This window comes from Acetobacter fabarum, assembly GCF_022483405.1.
Taxonomy (GTDB): domain Bacteria; phylum Pseudomonadota; class Alphaproteobacteria; order Acetobacterales; family Acetobacteraceae; genus Acetobacter; species Acetobacter fabarum.
On sequence record NZ_JAKVNI010000001.1, the window covers coordinates 1,598,807 to 1,618,037 of the forward strand.

At 61.5% G+C, this 19,231-nt stretch carries 17 protein-coding genes, 1 other RNA gene and 1 pseudogene; 3 read left to right on the forward strand and 16 right to left on the reverse strand.

The genetic code is table 11. The features are described from left to right. Positions 1 to 6: 6 nt before the first annotated feature. The 9 genes and pseudogenes from murD to rnpB form a co-directional block, all read right to left on the reverse strand. A complete protein-coding gene (murD, locus tag LKE65_RS07500) occupies positions 7 to 1,422 on the reverse strand; it encodes a UDP-N-acetylmuramoyl-L-alanine--D-glutamate ligase (RefSeq protein ID WP_278740879.1) in 1,416 nt (471 codons plus the stop codon). Further along, positions 1,419 to 2,513: a phospho-N-acetylmuramoyl-pentapeptide-transferase gene (mraY, locus tag LKE65_RS07505; protein WP_086645585.1), complete on the reverse strand. Its 1,095-nt coding sequence runs from the start codon at positions 2,511 to 2,513 to the stop codon at positions 1,419 to 1,421. The genes murD and mraY overlap by 4 nt, the downstream gene beginning before the upstream one ends. Further along, positions 2,514 to 3,953 carry a UDP-N-acetylmuramoyl-tripeptide--D-alanyl-D-alanine ligase gene (locus LKE65_RS07510; protein ID WP_278740880.1) on the reverse strand — a complete coding sequence of 480 codons (1,440 nt, stop codon included), beginning with the start codon at positions 3,951 to 3,953 and terminating at the stop codon, positions 2,514 to 2,516. Next, positions 3,950 to 5,419, reverse strand: coding sequence for a UDP-N-acetylmuramoyl-L-alanyl-D-glutamate--2,6-diaminopimelate ligase (locus LKE65_RS07515; protein WP_278740881.1), 1,470 nt, complete (start codon positions 5,417 to 5,419; stop codon positions 3,950 to 3,952). The genes LKE65_RS07510 and LKE65_RS07515 overlap by 4 nt, the downstream gene beginning before the upstream one ends. Continuing rightward, positions 5,416 to 7,465 (reverse strand): annotated as a pseudogene (locus LKE65_RS07520) (peptidoglycan D,D-transpeptidase FtsI family protein). Before LKE65_RS07520 ends, LKE65_RS07515 begins: the two are co-directional and overlap by 4 nt. Positions 7,466 to 7,496: 31 nt before the next feature. Further along, positions 7,497 to 8,474, reverse strand: a complete 978-nt coding sequence (gene ftsL / locus LKE65_RS07525; protein WP_278740882.1) for a cell division protein FtsL — start codon at positions 8,472 to 8,474, stop codon at positions 7,497 to 7,499. Further along, positions 8,471 to 9,490: a 16S rRNA (cytosine(1402)-N(4))-methyltransferase RsmH gene (gene rsmH / locus LKE65_RS07530; RefSeq protein ID WP_095349212.1), complete on the reverse strand. Its 1,020-nt coding sequence runs from the start codon at positions 9,488 to 9,490 to the stop codon at positions 8,471 to 8,473. Before rsmH ends, ftsL begins: the two co-directional genes overlap by 4 nt. Before the next feature lie 3 nt (positions 9,491 to 9,493). After that, a complete protein-coding gene (gene mraZ / locus LKE65_RS07535) occupies positions 9,494 to 9,973 on the reverse strand; it encodes a division/cell wall cluster transcriptional repressor MraZ (RefSeq protein ID WP_086645696.1) in 480 nt (159 codons plus the stop codon). A gap of 321 nt (positions 9,974 to 10,294) precedes the next feature. Then, positions 10,295 to 10,707, reverse strand: an RNA gene (gene rnpB, locus LKE65_RS07540) — RNase P RNA component class A. A 96-nt stretch (positions 10,708 to 10,803) separates the two neighbouring features. Between rnpB and LKE65_RS07545 the strand changes: the two genes are divergently transcribed. Beyond that, positions 10,804 to 11,877, forward strand: a complete 1,074-nt coding sequence (locus LKE65_RS07545; protein WP_278740883.1) for an alpha/beta hydrolase — start codon at positions 10,804 to 10,806, stop codon at positions 11,875 to 11,877. 32 nt (positions 11,878 to 11,909) lie between these two features. On the opposite strand, the gene LKE65_RS07550 is transcribed toward LKE65_RS07545, so the two are convergent. Further along, entirely contained in the window at positions 11,910 to 12,362 is a 453-nt protein-coding gene (locus LKE65_RS07550; protein ID WP_095349210.1) for a hypothetical protein, read from the reverse strand. Next, positions 12,359 to 13,831, reverse strand: coding sequence for a glucose-6-phosphate dehydrogenase (gene zwf, locus LKE65_RS07555; RefSeq protein ID WP_278740884.1), 1,473 nt, complete (start codon positions 13,829 to 13,831; stop codon positions 12,359 to 12,361). The genes LKE65_RS07550 and zwf overlap by 4 nt, the downstream gene beginning before the upstream one ends. 262 nt (positions 13,832 to 14,093) lie before the next feature. On the opposite strand from zwf, the gene LKE65_RS07560 reads away from it, so the two are divergent. Together LKE65_RS07560 and LKE65_RS07565 are read left to right on the forward strand one after the other, a co-directional pair. Further along, on the forward strand, positions 14,094 to 14,354 hold the full coding sequence (locus LKE65_RS07560; RefSeq protein WP_086645576.1) for a DUF2312 domain-containing protein: 261 nt from the start codon (positions 14,094 to 14,096) through the stop codon (positions 14,352 to 14,354). Between the two features lie 42 nt (positions 14,355 to 14,396). Further along, positions 14,397 to 15,059: a hypothetical protein gene (locus LKE65_RS07565; RefSeq protein ID WP_086645575.1), complete on the forward strand. Its 663-nt coding sequence runs from the start codon at positions 14,397 to 14,399 to the stop codon at positions 15,057 to 15,059. Positions 15,060 to 15,108: 49 nt separating this feature from the next. On the opposite strand, the gene proB is transcribed toward LKE65_RS07565, so the two are convergent. From proB to LKE65_RS07590, 5 genes are all read right to left on the reverse strand, one after another. Next, entirely contained in the window at positions 15,109 to 16,239 is a 1,131-nt protein-coding gene (gene proB / locus LKE65_RS07570; protein ID WP_278740885.1) for a glutamate 5-kinase, read from the reverse strand. Positions 16,240 to 16,296: 57 nt separating this feature from the next. Continuing rightward, entirely contained in the window at positions 16,297 to 17,313 is a 1,017-nt protein-coding gene (gene obgE, locus LKE65_RS07575; RefSeq protein ID WP_086645573.1) for a GTPase ObgE, read from the reverse strand. 105 nt (positions 17,314 to 17,418) lie between these two features. Next, positions 17,419 to 17,688 carry a 50S ribosomal protein L27 gene (gene rpmA / locus LKE65_RS07580; protein WP_048854263.1) on the reverse strand — a complete coding sequence of 90 codons (270 nt, stop codon included), beginning with the start codon at positions 17,686 to 17,688 and terminating at the stop codon, positions 17,419 to 17,421. Positions 17,689 to 17,738: 50 nt separating this feature from the next. Beyond that, on the reverse strand, positions 17,739 to 18,053 hold the full coding sequence (gene rplU, locus LKE65_RS07585) for a 50S ribosomal protein L21 (RefSeq protein WP_025826492.1): 315 nt from the start codon (positions 18,051 to 18,053) through the stop codon (positions 17,739 to 17,741). Positions 18,054 to 18,263: 210 nt separating this feature from the next. After that, a complete protein-coding gene (locus LKE65_RS07590) occupies positions 18,264 to 19,187 on the reverse strand; it encodes a glucosamine inositolphosphorylceramide transferase family protein (protein WP_278740886.1) in 924 nt (307 codons plus the stop codon). Positions 19,188 to 19,231 lie beyond the last annotated feature (44 nt).

Consider the following 19,231-nt stretch of genomic DNA (forward strand, 5'->3'; position numbering starts at 1 on the left):
CTTGTCCTACTGCCCCGTTGTGCTCATCTGCTGCGTACGCACAGCATGGGCCAACGCCTGAAAATGCTGCCCGCGTGCCTCAAACCCGGCATACTGGTCAAAGCTCGCACAGGCGGGTGAGAGCAGGATAACGGGCGTATGGGTCTGCTGTGCAAGACTGTAGGCTTGGGGGACTGCTTTTTCCAGTGTCTCCACCACGGTATGGGGCACGTTGTGGCGCGTAAGGGTTGCTGCCAGCTCCGCTGCATCCCGCCCGATCAGGAAGGCATGGGTGATACGGCCAAAATATGGGCTCAGGCTTTCTATCCCGCCTTCCTTGGCTATTCCCCCTGCAATCCATACCAGCCGGTCATAGCACCCCAATGCGCGGGAGGAGGCATCGGCATTGGTGGCCTTGCTGTCGTCTATGAAGGCAATGTTGTTGCAGGTTTCAACCAGCTTCTGCCGGTGTGGCAGACCGGGGAAGGAGGCAATGGCCTGTGCTGCCACGGTATCCGCAATACCCAGAAAACGGGCCATGGCCAGTGCGGCGGCTGCATTCTGGGCATTATGCGCACCCGGCAGAGCGGGGGGGAGTGTGGCCAATGCCGCGCTGTTGTGCCAGACCGCGCCATTCTGGCCGTAATAGCTGGCGGCAGGGTTGGTGCCGGACACGGTTATGCAGGGGGTGGCCGACTGGGCCAGATGCCCGGCAATGCGGGTGCATTCAGCATCATCAATGCCAATCACGGCAATATCGTGTGCTGTCTGGCCAGCAAACACACGTTGCTTGGCCTGTGCATACCCGGCCATGCCTGCGTGGCGGTCCAGATGGTCCGGGGTCAGGTTGAGCAGGCAGGCGGCATCAAAATGCAGGGTATCCAGCCGTTCCAGCATGTAGGACGACATTTCCAGTACATACACGCCGTTATCGGGGAGCAGGGGCAGGGCCAGTGCTGCGGGGCCAAGGTTGCCACCGGCTGCAACCGGCACACCGGCCTGTTCCAGAATATGGGCCAGCAGGGTGGTGGTGGTGGATTTGCCGTTGGTGCCGGTAATGCCCGCAAAGCGTGCCTTGCTGCCTGCGGCGCGGACTGCGCAATAAAGCAGTTCCGCATCGGACAGAATGGGCACACCCGCTGCAATCGCCAGTGCGGCAACCGGGTGCACACGCGGCAGGTGATGCGGAATACCGGGGGAGAGAACAAGCGCGTCAAACCCTGCCATATTCTCCAGCGGGGCGCAGGTAACGCGGGCAGCCTGCTCGGGGGGCATGTGGGCCAGCGCGTGGGTCAGGCCTTGGCGTCCGGCCTCTCCGTCATCCCATGCCTGAACATGCGCGCCACATGCGGCCAATGCCTGCACGGCGGGCAGGCCATTGCGGCCAAGGCCCAGCACGGCAAAACGTTTCACGGCAAACACAGTGGGGGGGAAGGTGCTCATCGCAGTTTCAGCGTGGCCAGACCACACATGCCCAGCACGATGGAAACAATCCAGAACCGGATGACAATCTTGGGTTCAGCCCAGCCCTTTTTTTCAAAATGGTGGTGGATGGGCGCCATAAGGAACACGCGGCGGCCCGTGCGCTTGTACCAGAACACCTGAATGATGACTGAGAGTGTTTCCACCACAAACAGCCCACCAACAATGCACAGCACCAGTTCGTGCTTGATGGCAACGGCCAGCGAGCCAAGTGCCCCACCGAGGGAGAGCGAGCCCGTATCCCCCATAAATACGGCGGCAGGTGGCGCGTTAAACCACAAAAAGCCTAGCCCGGCCCCAACAAGGGCTGCGCAGAACACCGCCAGTTCCCCCGTGCCGGGTACGGCATGGACCTGAAGGTAGTCTGCAAAAACATGGTTGCCCACCACGTAGGACAGAATGGCAAATACCAGCGCCGCCACCACCACGGGGCCAATGGCCAGCCCGTCCAGCCCATCGGTAAAGTTGACCGCATTGCCAAAGCCGGTAATCACGATCATGGCGAACACGGGGTAGAGCAGGCCGAGGGGGAGCAGCAGCTCCTTGGCAAAAGGGAAGGCCAGATGGTTGGCCAGTTCAGGCGGCATCAGATATTGCAACCACCCCCCGCATATGAGCGATATGGCAAATTCCGAGCCAAGGCGCGCCCGTTTGGAAAGCCCATCCGTGTTGCGCCGTGCCAGTTTGCGGTAATCATCGGCAAAGCCAATCAGGCCAAAACCCAGCGTGGTCAGCAACACGGCCCATACAAACCCGTTTTCCAGATTACCCCAGAGCAGCGTAGCCACCGTGAGTGCGATCAGGATAAGCATGCCGCCCATTGTGGGGGTTCCGGCTTTTTCAATAATATGCCGTTCAGGCCCAACCGCGCGGATGGGCTGCCCGTAACGCTGGATACGGCGCAGCATGGTAATGAGCGGCCTGCCCAGAAGCAGGCTGATCCCCAGTGCGGTCATGCAGGCACAACCTGCCCGGAAGGAAATGTAACGCAGCAGGTTGAGCAGCGTAATGTGCCCGTCATGCACCGCGTGAGAGACCAGTAGATACAGCATTCAGGTGGGCTCCACGGTGTTAAGGGTTTCAAGGGCTGCAATGACATCGCGCATGCGACTACCCAGACTGCCTTTGACCAGCACGGCATCTCCCTCGCGCAGGGCGGCACAGGCCAGAGGAGCAAGGGCGGCGGCGTTGTCCGCCCATGCGCCCTGTCTGGCGGGGGGCAGGGCATCGAAAAGGGTTTTCATGTAAGGTCCGCAGCAAAAAACAAGATCGGCCGAGGCAGCCGCTACTGGAGCAAGGGCTGCGTGTTCAGTCGTAGAGAATGTTCCCAGTTCGCGCATATCGCCCAGAATGGCAATGCGGCGGGTGGCAGGCAGGTGGTGCAGGACGTCCAATGCCGCGCGGATGGAGGCGGAAGAGGCATTATAGCTCTCGTCCAGCAGGGTTATGGCTCCCCCCGCAATGTGGCTGAGTGCCCCCCGGCCCTTGCCGGGGGTAAAGCTTTGCAGTGCCGTGGCTGCTTTGGGCAGGTCCGCCCCAAGGGCTGCACAGGCGGCCAGTGCGACAAGTGCGTTGCGGGCCAGATGCAGGCCGGGTGCTGGCACATGCACGGCTACCTCTACCCCGGCAATGCTGGCGGTAAACTGTGTGCCATCGGCCCCGGAGTGCACAGCGCCCATATGCGCGGTGCTGCCAGGGCTGGAGCCCGTGCGCCACAGGGTTGCGTTGGCCTGTTGTGCGGCCTGAACAAAAAAAGAAGCACCGTGCGCATCATCCGGCACCACAGCCACGCCATGGGCTGGCAGGGTGGTGATAATGGAGGCTTTTTCTGCCGCAATGGCGTCCAGGCTCCCCATATGGCCCAGATGGGCGGAGCCTATGGTGGTAATCACCGCCACATCGGGGCGAACCATGCGGGCAAGAGGGAGGATCTCGCCGGGGTGGTTCATCCCGATTTCACTAATGCAGAAGGCTGCATCTCGTGGCAGGCGGGCAAGGGTCAGGGGCACGCCCCAGTGGTTGTTATAGGAGGCCTCGGCCGCATGCGTCGGGCCATTGGCGCTCAGGCACAGGCGCAGCATTTCCTTGGTGGTGGTTTTGCCCACGCTGCCGGTTACGGCCACGACCTTGCCGGTAAAACGCGCACGCGCGGCTTGGGCAAGCTGTTGCAGGCCCACCATTGTATCGGCCACCACCAGCACACGTGGGTCGGTCAGCCCGTCTGCCGCATGCACCATGGCGCAAGCGGCTCCCTTGTCCAGTGCAGCCTGAACATGGGCGTGGCCATCGCTGGTATCCCCCTTAAGGGCAATAAACAGATCACCGGCGGCAAGGGTACGTGTGTCGATGGAAATGCCGGTTATGGCCTGCTCAGTCAGGTTTCTGGCAGGGGCTTCAGACTGTGTGCCTAGGGGGGCGGAGGGGGCTGCTGCGGGCAGAAAATGCCCACCCGTTGCCTGTTCCAGTTCCGTGCGGGTCCATAAGGTGGTCATGGCTGCCCCACTACGGCGCGAATAACTGCGGCATCATCAAACGGCAGCACGGTTGTACCTATAATCTGCCCCTGTTCATGGCCTTTACCTGCCACCACCAGCACATCCTTTGCTCCAAGCATGGACAGGGCCTCTGTTATGGCCTGCCTGCGATCCCCGATTTCCAGCGCATCGGGCGCGCCCGCGCTGACCTCTGCACGGATTTGTGCGGGGTCTTCCGAGCGGGGGTTATCATCTGTGATTATGGCAATATCAGCGCCATGTGCAGCTGCCTGTGCCATAAGGGGGCGTTTGCCCTTGTCGCGGTCCCCGCCTGCGCCAAAAACCACTATCAGTCGCCCCTGCGCATGTGGCCGCAGGGAGGAGAGCAGGCGGGCCAGTGCATCTGGCGTGTGGGCATAATCCACATAGGCACTGGCACCATTGGGTAATACGGCGGCCCGTTCCATGCGCCCGCGTACCCCGACCAGAGCGGGCAGCAGGTCCAGTGCTGCGGGTATGGCGGCCTCGTCCTGCACAGCCAGAGCCAGAGCCAGCAGGGCGTTATCGACCTGAAAACGCCCGGGCAGAGGGAGCATGACGGTTTTAACCAGCCCGTTGCAGCTTATGCGTAGTTCCTGCCCGGCGGGAACGGCCTTGCAGTCCAGCAGGCGCAGGGTCGTGCCGTTGGTGCCGGTCAGGCGCAGGTGCAGGTTGCGGGTCTTGGCAATGCCGTGCAGTGCAACAAGCGTTGTGGCATCCATGTCCGCATTGGCGGCGGCAATGGCGCCTTGGGGGAGCAGGGTATCAAACAGCCGCAGCTTGGCCGTGCGGTAGGCGGCCATGGTGCCGTGGTAGTCCATGTGGTCACGGGTGAGGTTGGTAAACCCGGCGGCCTGAAGGTGCAGTCCGTCCAGCCGCCCCTGCTCCAGCCCGTGGGATGATGCCTCCAGTGCTGCGTAATGCACCCCTGCGCGCTCCAGCGCGGCCATCCCGTTGGCCAGTGCAACCGGGTCCGGTGTTGTCAGGGGGGGGAAGGTAACCCCCGTACCTTCGGCCCCGGTCAGCCCCAACGTGCCAATGCCGGCTGCCTTGTGGCCCTGTAATGCCCAGATCTGGCGCAGGAAGTCGGTTGTGCTGGTTTTGCCGTTGGTGCCGGTTATGGCAACCAGATGTGCTGGTTGTGGGCCAGCCAGCATGGCAGCCCAAAGGGCCAGCACGTGGCGCGGGTCGGGGCAGGTAACAAATGGCCGTTCTGGCACACCCTGCGGCCAGAGCGTGCCGGTTGGGGCCAGAATGGCCGCCGCCCCCTGTTGCACGGCTGCTGCAATATAGGTGCGGCCATCTACCCGCGTGCCGGGGAGTGCAGCAAATACAACGCCCGGACCTGCCTGCCTGCTATCGGCCGTAATGGCGCTCACATGCGGGTCGGTGGTGGTTGTGCTCAGGTTAAGGGCGCGCAGCAGGGTGGAGAGGAGTGTGCTCATTCGTCCATGTTCTCCCCTGCTGTTTTTTTGCGGATTGCCAGAGTATGTGCCGCCGTGGTGCGTGCCAGTTTTTCTGCCTGCCGGGTGGCGCGGTGTTCGGCCTCAAGCTTGCGCGGGTCTCCGGGGTCGTTCCCCGGGCCGAGCGGGCGAACGCCCCGTGGCACCGCCGGGTGCATGGGTATGGCCAACTGGGCATCAATCTGGGCCGCGTGCTCCACATCGGGGAAAATCTGCAACATGGGGCCAATGCGTGAGATCACGCGCGAGACTGTGGGGGCCGCGTTCCAGCCTGCTGTTGTCCAGCCGTGGGTCTGGGGGGTGGGCTGTGGGCTGTCCAGCATGACGTACACGGCGTAGCGCGGCGCGTTCATGGGGAAAATACTGGTAAAGGCAGAAATATTGACGTGTTTGAGGTAGCCGCCATGCGGGCCGATTTTTTCTGCCGTGCCGGTTTTTCCGCCTACAAAATACCCCGGGGATTCAGCCGTTCGGCCCGTGCCCTGCGTCACGTCCAGCCGGAGCAGCCTGCGCAGCAGCGCCGAATTGCTTTCGGAAAGAACGCGCACGCCCTGCGGAATAACCGGGGCTTCGGGCATGGGGGCACCGGTGCCTGTTGGCAGGGTGGGTAATGTCTGCCGCAGGGCTGCACTTTGCACACCCTGCTCGAACTCCTCTGCGGGGGAAGCGTCTGGCGCAGGTGGGTCGGGGTCTTCTTGGTCCAGCAGGGTGGGTGTGACCAGAATGCCACCGTTAACCGTGGCCGCCGTGCCGCGCACAATAGCCAGTGGTGGTTCGGCCACACCGTGACCAAACCCTACGGTCATGGTTGTGGCAAGGCCCCACTGGCGGGGGTACCAGCGGGCGGGCGGCTTCGGGCAGTTCCACCGGCACGGGGGCAAAAAAGCCCATGCCGCGCAGCCACTCCGCCTGCCGTTTGCCGCCCACATCCAGTGCGATATGCGCTGCCGCAGGGTTGGAGGAATAGGCCATGACCTCGGGCAGGGACAACCATGGAGCAAAATGGTCGTTCTTCATGTCCCGGATGGTAAAACGCCCGATTTTGAGCGGAACGGAAGAAAAACTGTCCCATATATGGATGGTGCCGGTCTCCAGCCCCATGGCGGTGGTTTGCAGCTTGAAGGTAGAGCCCGGCTCATACAGCCCGGTTACAGCGCGGTTGAACCGCTCGTCGTTTGTGGCGTGGGAAAACTCGTTGGCATCATAATCGGGCAGGCTGACCATGGCGATAATTTCGCCCGTGCGCACGTCCATGACAATGCCGCATGCGCCAATGGCCTGGAATGTATCCTTGGCAGCAGCGACCTCTTCACGCACGGCGGACTGCACGCGAATATCCAGTGAAAGCCGCAGGGGCTTGCGGTCCACCAGCAGGCGTTTGTTAAAAAAGCGCTCCACGCCGGCAATGCCGTTATCATCAATATCCACGGCCCCCATAATCTGGGCGGCCATGTGGCCCAGCGGGTAGTGCCGCTGTTCTCCCGGCTCAAAATAAATGCCGGGGATACCCAGATTGTTAATGGCCAGTTCCTGCTGGGGCGTAATGTTGCGCGCGATGTACACAAACTGCTTGTGCCGGGCCAGACGCTCGGCAGTTTCCGGCTCGTTCAGGTCATGCAGGACGGATTTGAGCTTGTGGGCAACATCAACCGGGTCGATCAGCTCCTGCGGGTTGGCGTAAACCTGCGCTACCGGCAGGGAAAGGGCGAGTGTCTGCCCGTTACGGTCCACAATGGAGGCCCGGTGGACCTGCGGCAGAACGTAATCCCCTGCCAGGCTGCCCTTTGGGTCAATTTTGGGTATTTTTGGCACCTGTGGTGCAATCTGGCGCTGCTCGGGCACCATGGGGTGCAGCACTGTGGCAATTGTCAGCTTGATGGCAACGCAGGCAAATAGTGCGCAAAACCCGGCGGACACACACAGCAGCCGCACATGCATTGTTTCCCTGTGCGCGCGGGCGCGCAGGTCATCCCCCGTTACACCAATTGTGCGTGTTGTTTCGGAATCATGGCGTGGGGGGCCGACCATATCGTATCAGAAGGACTTTCAGCCAAAACAATCAGTTGGTTACGGGAACAGGGGCGGGCAGGGCGTCGCTACCGCGACTCAGCAGGGACCCGTTCGTATAACCGGAAGTTGCGCGGGCTTCCATATAACCCTCTGCTACGGGTGTTCTATGTGCGCGAACAGGGTGCCAGCTTGCTGCGGCCACAGGCAGGGGGTGGCGCACAGGCGTTATGTCATCACTGTTCTGGGCAAGGCGGCGTGGGGCCATGGCCTCCGCCCGGCTGGCAGCAGCCAGCGTTGCACGCCGGGAGGCTGAGGTATCCGTATCATCCGCGCTGGCTGTTGCAAGGTTCTGGTGCAGGCTGGGGCGGGGGGCATCAGCCACCTGCACGGGCTGGCGGCGGGGTGCCACCGCTACGCGGGCAATGGGGGCATCATGCTGCGCAACAGGCGGCGGCAGTGCTGCGGGTGCAACCAGAACATGCGGCGCCTGGGCCGGGCTTTCCATGGCAACAGTTACCGGGTGTGGGCGCACAGCGCGCACAGGCAGCGGACGCGGGGGCGTGGGGGCTGCATCGGCTACAGCCAGAGTGTGTTCACGCTCGGGCTGCGGCGGGGGCAGATGCGCCGTGGTGCTGCTGGCAACCGCCACGGGGGCTGCTGGCTGGGCTGCGGTTTTGCTGCCCTGTGCCACCTGTGCGGGTGCGCTGGCCTGCGCCACGGCCACGGGTTCGTGGACCACATTGGGCAGGTGCTGCACAAGGTCTGCCATCCGTACGAACTGGGTCGGGTCCATGGACTGGAGGTAAGCCGCGTGTTTGACAACAAGAGCCGCCAGCCGCTCCGGCTGGTTTTCCAGCGCCCATTCCGTGCGGAGCATGGCGGTCTGCCCGCGCACGTGTTCGGTTTCGCTGACAATGGCGGAAATCTGCTGGTCCAGCAGGGTTGTCTGGTGCTTCTTTGTATAAAGGAAGAACCCCGATGCAATCGCCAGAACAGCGCAGCAGCATGTAAATGGGCGGGGGATCATGCACTCAATCCTTTAGTCAAAGAAGCGGATGGAGAAGGACGTTTCATCATGGCGCGCAGGCGTGCGCTGCGGGCACGGGGGTTGGCCCGGCATTCGGCATCGCTTGGGCGAATGGCCTTGCTGGTCAGGCCCACAAAAGCAGCCGGAGCCGCCGGGGCGAGCGATGCACGCGGGTCATGGCGGGAAAAGCTGACATCCTTGCCCAGAGCGCGCTGCATGGCGCGCTTGACCAGACGATCTTCCAGCGAGTGGAAGGAGACAACGACAAGCCGTCCGCCGTCATTTAACAGGGTCAGGGCCTGTTCCAGACCACGTTCGATTTCGCCCAGTTCATCATTCACGGCAATCCGCAGGCCCTGAAAGCTGCGGGTTGCGGAGTCAATGCCCGAGCGGTCCTGCGGCACCACGCTCCGGATGACCTCGGCCAGTTGCAGCGTGGTGTGGAGCGGGGTTTCCGCTCGCGCGGCCACAACGGCGCGGGCTACGCGGCGGGCGTGGCGTTCTTCCCCATAAAAATGGAAAATATCGGCCAGTTCCGCCTCGGGGGCGGTGTTGATGATGTCGGCTGCACTGCGGCCCTGTTTGGCCATGCGCATGTCCAGCGGCCCGTCAAACCGGAAGGAGAAGCCACGCTCGGCCTCATCAATCTGGAAGGAGGACACGCCAAGGTCCATCACAATGCCATCAAAACGGGGGGCATGGGCCTGCTCCGCCAGTTCGGCCATGTGGCCAAAACTGCCGGCCAGCATATGCAGGCGTGAGCGACCTTCCACTTTTTCCATTTCGGCGCACAGCACCTGCCCACGGGCTATGGCGTCCGGGTCGCGGTCTATGGCCCACACGTTGCATTCCGCCGTGTTCAAAATGGCGCAGCTATAGCTGCCTCCGCCAAAGGTGCAGTCCAGAATGGCCTCACCACGGGTGGGAGCCAGATAATGCAGAACCTCATCAAGCATGACGGGTACATGCCCGCTGCTGGGGGGCTTGATGGCGGAGGGAAGTGGGAGCGCGTTCATGGCCTAGTCTTCCCTCTGGCTGGTCTGCGATGCCGCGGGAATGGTGACACGGCGGGACTTCTGGCGTGCTTCGGCCCGGCGCAGGCGCGCAGCCTCGGGTTCCCAGATCTGAAAGATGCGGCCAACCCCCATGAATGCGGCGGTAGAGACATCCTGCAACCCGGCATGTTCGCGCAGGAAGTCGGGCAGCATCAGGCGGCCTTCACGGTCAGGGTCCATGGGGTAGGCATCGGCGTAAATGGCGGCGGCAAGGTCGTCATGCTCGTCAGAGAACATGTCCAGCCGGTCCAGTGGCTCGGTCAGGCGGGCAAAGGCCACGGCTGGCCATGCCTCAATGCAGGGCAGCGTATGGGAGGGGCGGAGAATCACCAGCGCATCGCCTTCCTTTTGCTGTGACTTGAGAACGGAGCGGAACCCAGCAGGAATCGAGACGCGTCCTTTTGCGTCGAATCGATTTTCATGCGTGCCGAGGAACACACTCACGAAGTTCAGAAGTCCTTTTGAGCCAATGGTTTCTGTTCCTGGGAGGGGCGGGGAACATGGGACCGCAACCACTTTTATGGTCTGCCGTGGGATAGCATGGGATAGCATGGGACGCAAATTAAAAGCGAAGAAAAAACAGCAGAAAACAGCCGTTTATAAAGTATTCATACTTTGTTGGAGAGTCGCATGAATGTATTGATCGCGTAGAATCGAACTTGGGAAAGACATTATTTGTTCATGTTATGTTCTTTTGCAGTAAAAAGGGCATGCAAAAGCCCATGAGTGCCCAGCTTCATGCGCGGGAAAAGGGGGGGGGTAAAAAATGCCAGACGGTCTGTAAGCCGGGTTCTGTCTAGCCCAAAAGGGCCTGGACGATCATTCCTCTGGGACATGTCTTGCAACATGCCTCACGCGACCAACCCGAACGACGGGGCGGGAGAACCCCCGAAACCCTAAGGTTTCTGCCGTTCCTATTCGGTCTTGCTCCCGGTGGGGTTTGCCGTGCCTCCCCTGTTACCAGCGGAGCGGTGCGCTCTTACCGCACCGTTTCACCCTTACCTTCAGCCCGTCCCATGGTTTCCCATGGCATGGAACCCGGAAGGCGGTCTGTTTTCTGTGGCACTTTCCCTAAGGTCACCCTCGCCGGTCGTTAACCGGCACCGTTCTTCCCGTGGAGCCCGGACTTTCCTCCATCATGCGCAAAAACGCACAACAGCGACCGTCCGACCGTCTGGCCCGCGCACCCTGCGTTGGCGGCTGGCGCAGGTCAAGGGCTTTGTGTTGGAAAAGCGCTCTTGGCAGGAGCGGGCAAGAGCGCACATCATGCACATATGTCTGATTTTATGGTCCCCACCTCCGTTTCAACCCCACTCCGGCCCAACCTGCCCTCACGCGTGCTGCTTGGGCTGATCCGCTGGCAGGAGCGCCGTAAAAAACGCTTACCCAAAAAAGGGGCAGGGCAGGGCAATACTGCGCAGGGCAACAGTGCGCAGGGTCAGGGCGGGGCACAGGCACAGCCTGCGGCGGCACTGCCAGAGCAGCAGCATTTTCTAAAAATACTGCGCAAGGCAATGGATACGCCCTCTTTCCCCCAGCGTCTGTCCGCCCTGCCGCTGCGCAGGGTGGTGCGTGTGCAGGTGCCAGGGGCAACGGGGCCATTGGCGGCACGGCTTTACATTCCGCATGGGCGGGTGCGTGGGGCAGTGCTGTACCTGCATGGGGGTGGGTTTGTGCATTGCGGCCTTAACTCCCACCACGGCATATGCTGCCGCCTTGCGCGGGCATCGGGTGCGGCGGTGCTGCTGCCCGATTACGCACTGGCGCCCGAAAACCCTTTTCCCGCAGCGGTGGAGGATTCCCGTGCGGCACTGGTCTGGCTGGCGGGGGCATCCGCCCGGCACTGGGGCGGGCAGGTGGCGGTTGCGGGGGATAGCGCAGGGGGGAACATTGCCGCCGTACTGGCGCAGAACGGCCGGGTAGGCCTGTGCCCCAACCCGGTCCTGCAACTGCTGTATTACCCATCACTTTACGGGCGTAATAACCTGCCGTCGCAGTCCACATACGAGGAAGGGTATTTTCTCTCCCGCCGCTCCATGGAGTGGTATGCCGCCCAATACATCCAGCGGGAGGAGGACTGGACACACCCGCATTTTGTGCCCGGCCACACGGCTGATCTGGGCGGGCTGGCCCCGGCCGTTATTGTTACGGCAGCATGTGACCCCATGCGGGATGAAGGGCAGGCCTATGCCTCAGCCCTCAAACGGGCCGGGGTGCCGGTGCTGTACCGCTGCTACCCCGGAACCCTGCATGCGTTCCTTAATTTTTACGCGCTTATGCCCCACGGCAAGGCAGCACTCGGCCTTGGGGGGCGTGCCTTACGCAAGGCTTTTGCAGCCAGCGCGTAAGGCCCGGTGCTGGGGCGCAGGGCGCGCTTCGCTCAGGGAATAGGGTGGAACTGGCCGGGGGAGCCTTGGTCGGAGAGGACAATCCGGTTCATGCGGTCCACCTTGAGTGTGAACAGCTTGGGCAGTTCACCCTTGGGGGCTGGGCATGTGCCGGTGCTTTTTTCCATCACGTCAATGCGTGACGCGGTGGGCTGGTCGTTACCGTTGACAACAAACAGCAGGCAGTCTGGCCTGTCATGTGTCATGCCGTTCTGGGTGACCTTGAGCCGCAGGTGCTGGACCAGAGCCGTATCATCGTACCAGCTCTGGGCCGAAAACGTGTACCGGTCCACCAGGCGTTCCAGTATGCCGCTTTTGGCCAGAACGATCATGAGCAGCGTAAGCGGCAGCACCAGTGCCAGCCTGCGCAGGACATGCTGGCGCAGCGTCCGCTGGGCAAAGGGGCCACGTTTGGGTTTGGGGGTAGGTGTGTTGGTGTCTGTCATGTCAGCATATCTTCGTGCCACAGGGCGCCATCGCGGGCCAGCAGGGAGCGGGTGGAGGCAGGGCCCCAGCTTCCCGCCGGGTAGGGTTCCAGCGGGGTCATGGCGTGCCGCCATGAGTTGAGAATGGGTTCAATCCACTGCCAGGAGGCTTCAACCTCATCCCGGCGGATGAACAGGGCGGGGTCCCCGCGCACGGCATCGAGCAGAAGGCGCTCGTACGAATCCTGATACGTGACCGAAAAGGCATTTTCGTAAGACATGCCCAGCGTGGCATTGCGCACGCGGAACCCGCCTGCACCGGGGTCACGCACCGCCATGACAAATGAGAGTTCCTCATGCGGGGCAATGCGGATAACCAGCCGCCCCGGAGAGGGCATGTTGGTAAAGATCGGCCACACCTGCGGGCGGAACTGGATGACAATTTCGGTGGTTTTGGTGGCCAGCCGCTTGCCGGTCCGCAGGTAGAAGCGGGTATGCCCCCAGCGCGCGGTACGGATTTTGGTGCGGATGGCAACAAAGGTTTCCGTATTGCTGGCACGTCCGGTGCCCAGGTCCTCGTTATAGCCGGGTACGTCCTGACGTTTGATCTCGCCTGCCACGTACTGCCCGCGAATAACGTTGCGGCGCACCATGTCCGGTGTCATGGGGCGCAGGGCGTTGAGCACTTTCAGCTTTTCGTTGCGCAGATCATCAGAGCCGAGGGAGGCCGGGGCATCCATGGCCACCATGCACAGGACCTGCAACAGGTGGTTTTGCACCATGTCGCGCAGAGCGCCCGATTCATCGTAATAGGAACCACGGCTGCCCACCCCTACGGTTTCTGCCGCAGTAATCTGCACATGGGCTATGGCCTCGGACGACCACAGTTTTTCCAGCGCGGGGTTGGCAAAGCGCAGGGCCAGAATGTTCTGCACCCCTTCCTTACCCAGATAATGGTCAATCCGGTAAATGGATGCTTCGGGGAAGAACTGCCCCACCCCCTGATTGATGGCGCGTGCGGTTTCCAGATTAACGCCAATGGGCTTTTCCAGCACCACGCGGGAGTGCTGGTTAATCAGGTTATGCCGGGCCAGTGCCTCGCAGAGCGGGGAGTAGAGTGCTGGTGCGGTAGCCAGATAAAAAACACGGGGGCGGTCGTTAGCGCTCAGCAGGGTATCAAGCGTCTGCCAGTCCCCACCGGGTTTGAGCGCATCGAGCGTAATATAGGTCAGCAGGCCCAGAAAATGGCGCAGGGTCTGTTCGTCCTGTGCGGTTTCGGGGGCGAACTCGCGCAGGGCAGCCTCGGTCTGCTCACGGAACTGCTCCGTGTTCAGTTCCGTGCGGGCAATGCAGATGATCTGCGCATCGTCACTGAACTCCTGCGCATGGAAGCGGCGCAAAAAGGCAGGGAGCAGCTTGCGGCGCGACAGGTCGCCCGTTGCGCCAAAAATAACAAAGTCAAAAGGTCCCGTGTGATTGACCAGAGCCATGGAAAAAACATTCCCGCAAGGGTGGTGGGCAGGGCCGCCGTCAATAAAGGCGTTTGCAGGCGCTGTTACGCCACAGCGCACAAAGGCTGCTCCGCTTATGGAAGGCTCAGGACGTGTTTGCAAGGGTTAGAATGGTGTGTGATCATTGACCCCGTGCACACAGCACGATAAGCCCGCGCCTTTGGCAAGCAGCAGGATACGGGTTTTTGGTCTTCCGTATTCCTGTGCCTGAGATACGATGCGCAACTAAAGGGAGCCGAACATGGATGGCGAACAAGAAGACGCAGCAGTAGGCGGCATTGCCGCAGACCGTCTGAGAAGCATTATCGAACGGGTTGAACGGCTCGAAGAAGAGCGCAAGGCGCTGGCAGGCGACATAAAGGACATTTTTACCGAGGCCAAATCCGCCGGGTTTGATGTCAAGGTCATTCGCCAGATTATCCGCCAGCGCAAACAGGAACCTTCGGAAGTGGAAGAGCAGGAAACCCTGCTGGACATCTACCGCCGTGCGCTGGGCATGTAAGATCATCCACGCAGGCGCAACACAGGGTCGGGGCGGCTTTTGATGATGACATTGTCTTTTCCCGAATGGGTACCGCTATGGGGCCAGTTGCTGGTTCTGGCGGTGGGCATTGTGTTCGGGCTTGCGTTCATGATGATGCCTTTTGCCGTTTTTGGCGTCAAAGGCAGGCTGGCTGAACTCTCCCTCCAGCTGGAGGAACTTCAGGCAGAACTGCGCGCGCGCGCCATGCAGGGCAACAGGGTGCCGGAAGGGTATGCGGGGCATGGGGCGGAACCCCCACTCCCCTTTACCCGCCGCGCAGAGAGCGAGAGCCGGCCCGTGGTGGAGGAAGTACGTCCCCCCGCGGTGGAAAAACCAGCCACCCCACGGGGTGTGCCCGTTTTTGCGGAACTGCGCGCACCAAGGGTGTCCGACGCCTACGAGGCCCGGCAGGAAGCTCCTCCGGCGCCTTCCATGGAATCCGACCCCTACAAGTCTGCTCCGGTCAGGCGCATGCCCTGGCATGAGGAGGAAGACGAACAGCCGGAAAAAAGTGCCGAGGCCCAACGCCGGCAAAAAGCGCCGGATGCCAACCAGGAAGCCTACCGCCCCGATTTCTCGCGTGAAGGGGGGCAACCCCGTTCTGGCACAACAAGTGGGCGGTACGATGATTATATGGGCCGGGCCGAGCCCGTGCTGCATTTTCCCTCCCGCAACAAACCTTAACATCGGGTGTTGCGGGGGTTAGCCCCGTGGTGGCTTTGGGGCTGCTGTGTCAGACCATCACAAGGTCATCACGGTGGATGATCTCATCACGCCCCTGCCAGCCCAGAATACTGGCGGTCTCGCTTGAATGGTGCCCGGCTATGCGGCGTGCATCGTCCGCATCATAGGCGGCAAGGCCGTGGGCCAGTATGCGCCCGCTGGCATCCACTACCTCCACCAGATCACCCTGCGTAAAGTGGCCCTGTACGTGCAGAACGCCCGCAGGGAGCAGGGACCCACCTTTGCGCAGGGCTTCGGCAGCCCCCGCATCCACCTTGATTTCCCCCGTGGGGTTCAGGCTGCCGGCAATCCACTGCTTGCGGCCCGTATGCCCGTTGCTCTGGGGCAGGAACCATGAGCAGCGCGCGCCATCCATAAGAGCCTGCAGCGGGTGCATGGTTTTGCCAATAGCAATGGCCATGGCGCAGCCCGAGCGTGTGGCAATGTTGGCCGCCAGCAGCTTGGTGCGCATGCCGCCCGAGGAGTAGCCCGGTGGCGGCTCACCCCCCATGGCCTCGATTTCGGGCGTCAGGGCCTCAATAACCGGCAGGTGCTGCGCGTTGGGGTTAGTGCGTGGGTCGGCTGTGTATAGCCCATCAATATCGGAGAGCAGCACAAGCTGGTCCGCATCGGTCATCTGCGCTACGCGGGCGGCCAGCCGGTCGTTATCCCCAAAGCGGATCTCGGCTGTGGCAATGGTGTCGTTCTCGTTAATCACCGGCACACACCCCAGTTCCAGCAGGGTATTCAAGGTGGCGCGGGCGTTCAGGTAGCGTTTGCGGTCTTCTGTGTCTTCGGGGGTTAGCAGCAGTTGGGCGGCTGTCAGCCCGTGGGCGGAAAGAGCATTGCTCCATGCCTGGGCAAGGCTGATCTGGCCTACGGCTGCTGCGGCCTGTTTTTCCGCCAGCCGCAGTGGCCCACCTGCAAGCCCCAGCGTATGCCGTGCCAGTGCTATGGCCCCGGAAGACACAACACTCACCGCCACGCCCTGTTTGCGTAAAACCGCTATATCTGCGGCAACGCTGGCCAGCCACTCCTGCCGTGGGGCGGCTTTTTGTGGGTCCACAACCAGAGCACTGCCGATTTTGATAACCAGCCGTTTTGCATGCAGGAGTGAAGGGCGGGGGCTGTCTGTGGTCATGGGCTCATCCGTTGGGGGACAAGGCCCCCTCCAGCTATGGCATTGCGGGTTGGTGGGTCAGGACTGGTCCTGCGCGTCCTTGCGGGAGGCCGTTACTTTATCCTGCAACAGGCGCAACAGTTCCGGCACACCCTGCCGTGTTGCCGCGGAGATCAGCAGCACAGGAGCACCACTGGCTTTTTGCAGTGCTGCCCGGCGGGCAGATGCCTCACGCGGGGTCATGGCGTCTGTCTTGTTCAGGGCAATAATTTCCGGCTTTTCTGCCAGACCGCCCCCATAGGCCGCCAGTTCGTGGCGGATGGTGCGCCATGTGTCCACCACGTTGCCTGCGGCACCATCAATCAGGTGCAACAGCACGGCGCAGCGTTCCACGTGGCCCAGAAAACGGTCGCCCAGCCCCGTGCCTTCATGGGCCCCTTCGATCAGCCCGGGAATGTCCGCCACCACAAACTCTTCGGTCATGGACAGGCGCACAACGCCCAGTTGGGGGTGCAGGGTGGTAAAGGGGTAGTCGGCAATTTTGGGGCGCGCGGCAGAGACAACGGACAGGAAGGTGGATTTGCCAGCATTGGGCAGGCCCACAAGCCCGACATCCGCAATCAGTTTAAGGCGCAGCCATACCCAGCGCTCTTCGCCCGGCCAGCCCTTGTCCGAGCGGCGGGGGGCACGGTTGGTGCTGCTTTTGTAGTTGGCATTGCCAAACCCGCCATCCCCCCCACGGCACAGGGTCACGCGCTTGCCGGCTTCGTCCAGGTCGGCAAGCAGGGTTTCGCGGTCATCATCCATGATCTGGGTGCCAATAGGCACCTTGATGACAACAGCGGGGGAGGCCGCACCCGTGCGGTCCGAGCCAGCACCATTGCCACCCTTGCGGGCACGGAAATGCTGGGTGTACCGAAAATCGATCAGCGTGTTCAGGTTGGGCACGGCTTCGAATATGATGTCCCCACCACGGCCGCCATTGCCGCCATCGGGGCCACCGAATTCGATGTATTTTTCCCGACGGAAGGCTGTCACACCATCTCCACCGTCGCCTGAGCGAACGTAGATTTTAGCCTGATCTAGAAACTTCATGACATACCTTCCGGCCCGGAACACGAAAAAGGGCCGAACCTTCCGGCCCGGCCCTGTTTTGCGTTCCAGCTACGCTAAAACGTAGGCTGGAAAAACCCAGCCTGCTTATTCGGCTGCGAGGGGCAGCGCATCAACAGAAACGTGGACGCGGCCTTCTGCACGGCGTTCAAAACGCACATTGCCGGGAACCAGAGCAAACAGCGTGTGGTCGCGGCCAACGCCAACGTTCACGCCAGCCTTTACCTTTGTGCCACGCTGGCGAATGATGATGTTGCCAGCAAGAACCTGCTCGCCACCAAACTTTTTTACACCAAGGCGGCGTCCGGCGCTATCGCGCCCGTTACGGGATGAACCGCCAGCTTTTTTTTGTGCCATGACCTAAGTCCTCCGTGGTCTAACCGGCCTGTTGTTTCCCCAAAGGGAAATCAGGCGGCGTTAATTTCCTGAATGCGCAGAACGGTAACCGGCTGACGGTGGCCGTTTTTGCGGCGGCTGTTCTGCCGACGGCGCTTCTTGAAGATGATGACCTTCTTGAGGCGGTCCTGAGCGATAACGGTAGCCGTTACCTTTGCGCCAGCAACTGTGGGAGCGCCAATGGTCGTGCCGCTCTCGCCACCAACGGCCAGAACGTCATCAAAGGTGATGGTGGAGCCGGCTTCGACTTCCAGCTTTTCAACCTTCAGCACCATGTTGGGCTCAACCCGGTACTGTTTGCCGCCAGTGCGGATAACTGCGAACATAAACTGTCTCTCTTTCCGATCTCTTGACCCTCGCGGCACCTTGGGCACAGGCGAAAAATCAGCTCGCTTTTTATTCTTTGGCCGCGACTTTGCACGGCATGCTTCCATCTGCGTGGATTAGCGGGGCTTTTACTGGCAGACTCGCCGCCACGTCAATCAATAACTTGCGCTTTGGCGTAATTTTGGCGGTGAACCGGGGGTATGGCCCTGTTACGCCCCTTTGGGGTGGAAAAGTCTGGCACCAAGCCGCCTGACCTCACGCCATGCCTGCAAACCAATACCGTAGGCGGAGAGATCCGTATATTTTGCATCAATCAGTGTAACGGGGCCAACGCCGGCCAGTGTATGCATGCCTTCTGTATAAGGCGCAAAACTGTCGCTCTGGCCGATGGCGGCCCCGGCGTGGGTTACAACCCGGTCGGGGGTCAGGGTGTCAAAGGTCAGGGGGCGGATTGCCCCACCATATGTATGCGTGCAGTCCTGCACCGGGAGCACCAGCTTGCCGTCGTGCACGCAGGGTGTGCCACCGGGGCGGGTGCTTGCATTGTCCAGCCGGACAGGGTTTGCATGGTGGCGCTGCCACGGGCCAAGCAGGCTGGGGGCATATGCCAGATGCAACGCCCCTACGGCTGCGGTGCGGCTGGTGGCTGGCATATAAAACAGCCACCACAGACCATCATGAAAAAAGGGTGTGGCGTCTATGGCAATGTCATCACCCAGATCAATTACCGTGGCTTCCTCCCACTGATCGGGGAAGTGCTTACAACGGTAAAGGGTTAGTTTGCCCGAGCGAAAAGCCTCGGGCAGCATCCATGTATGGCCATCGGCTTCAAAAACATATGGGTAGGAGAGGTGCCACGGAGTCTGCAACACCTTGCGCTGTTCCAGCAGATGCAGGGATTTATCGTAGATCAGGACATCTATGGAGCCTACGCGCACGCGGTAGTCATAGTCCTCGACAAACACGTAAAGCCTGTCATCGCGCCACAGGCCAAACGGGTCTGCACGAAAGCAGAACCGGCGCATGGGAGGGGTCCAGACAACGGGCAGCCCTTCAAGCGTGCCCTGTGCCAGAATATGCTGGAGCGGGCTGTTTACAATGCCTACACGCCAGATGTCTTTGCGCAATCCCATGGTCAAGAAAATCCCTGTTTTGTGCAGCCGGACTGAGGGGAGGT

What these genes read in the sequence shown, in the direction of transcription:
- murD (WP_278740879.1), bottom strand. Translation starts at nt 1,422, where the DNA reads ATGAGCACCTTCCCCCCCACTGTGTTTGCCGTGAAACGTTTTGCCGTG.
- mraY (WP_086645585.1), bottom strand. Translation starts at nt 2,513, where the DNA reads ATGCTGTATCTACTGGTCTCTCACGCGGTGCATGACGGGCACATTACG.
- LKE65_RS07510 (WP_278740880.1), bottom strand. Translation starts at nt 3,953, where the DNA reads ATGACCACCTTATGGACCCGCACGGAACTGGAACAGGCAACGGGTGGG.
- LKE65_RS07515 (WP_278740881.1), bottom strand. Translation starts at nt 5,419, where the DNA reads ATGAGCACACTCCTCTCCACCCTGCTGCGCGCCCTTAACCTGAGCACA.
- ftsL (WP_278740882.1), bottom strand. Translation starts at nt 8,474, where the DNA reads ATGATCCCCCGCCCATTTACATGCTGCTGCGCTGTTCTGGCGATTGCA.
- rsmH (WP_095349212.1), bottom strand. Translation starts at nt 9,490, where the DNA reads ATGAACGCGCTCCCACTTCCCTCCGCCATCAAGCCCCCCAGCAGCGGG.
- LKE65_RS07545 (WP_278740883.1), top strand. Translation starts at nt 10,804, where the DNA reads ATGTCTGATTTTATGGTCCCCACCTCCGTTTCAACCCCACTCCGGCCC.
- LKE65_RS07550 (WP_095349210.1), bottom strand. Translation starts at nt 12,362, where the DNA reads ATGACAGACACCAACACACCTACCCCCAAACCCAAACGTGGCCCCTTT.
- zwf (WP_278740884.1), bottom strand. Translation starts at nt 13,831, where the DNA reads ATGGCTCTGGTCAATCACACGGGACCTTTTGACTTTGTTATTTTTGGC.
- LKE65_RS07560 (WP_086645576.1), top strand. Translation starts at nt 14,094, where the DNA reads ATGGATGGCGAACAAGAAGACGCAGCAGTAGGCGGCATTGCCGCAGAC.
- LKE65_RS07565 (WP_086645575.1), top strand. Translation starts at nt 14,397, where the DNA reads ATGATGACATTGTCTTTTCCCGAATGGGTACCGCTATGGGGCCAGTTG.
- proB (WP_278740885.1), bottom strand. Translation starts at nt 16,239, where the DNA reads ATGACCACAGACAGCCCCCGCCCTTCACTCCTGCATGCAAAACGGCTG.
- obgE (WP_086645573.1), bottom strand. Translation starts at nt 17,313, where the DNA reads ATGAAGTTTCTAGATCAGGCTAAAATCTACGTTCGCTCAGGCGACGGT.
- rpmA (WP_048854263.1), bottom strand. Translation starts at nt 17,688, where the DNA reads ATGGCACAAAAAAAAGCTGGCGGTTCATCCCGTAACGGGCGCGATAGC.
- rplU (WP_025826492.1), bottom strand. Translation starts at nt 18,053, where the DNA reads ATGTTCGCAGTTATCCGCACTGGCGGCAAACAGTACCGGGTTGAGCCC.
- LKE65_RS07590 (WP_278740886.1), bottom strand. Translation starts at nt 19,187, where the DNA reads ATGGGATTGCGCAAAGACATCTGGCGTGTAGGCATTGTAAACAGCCCG.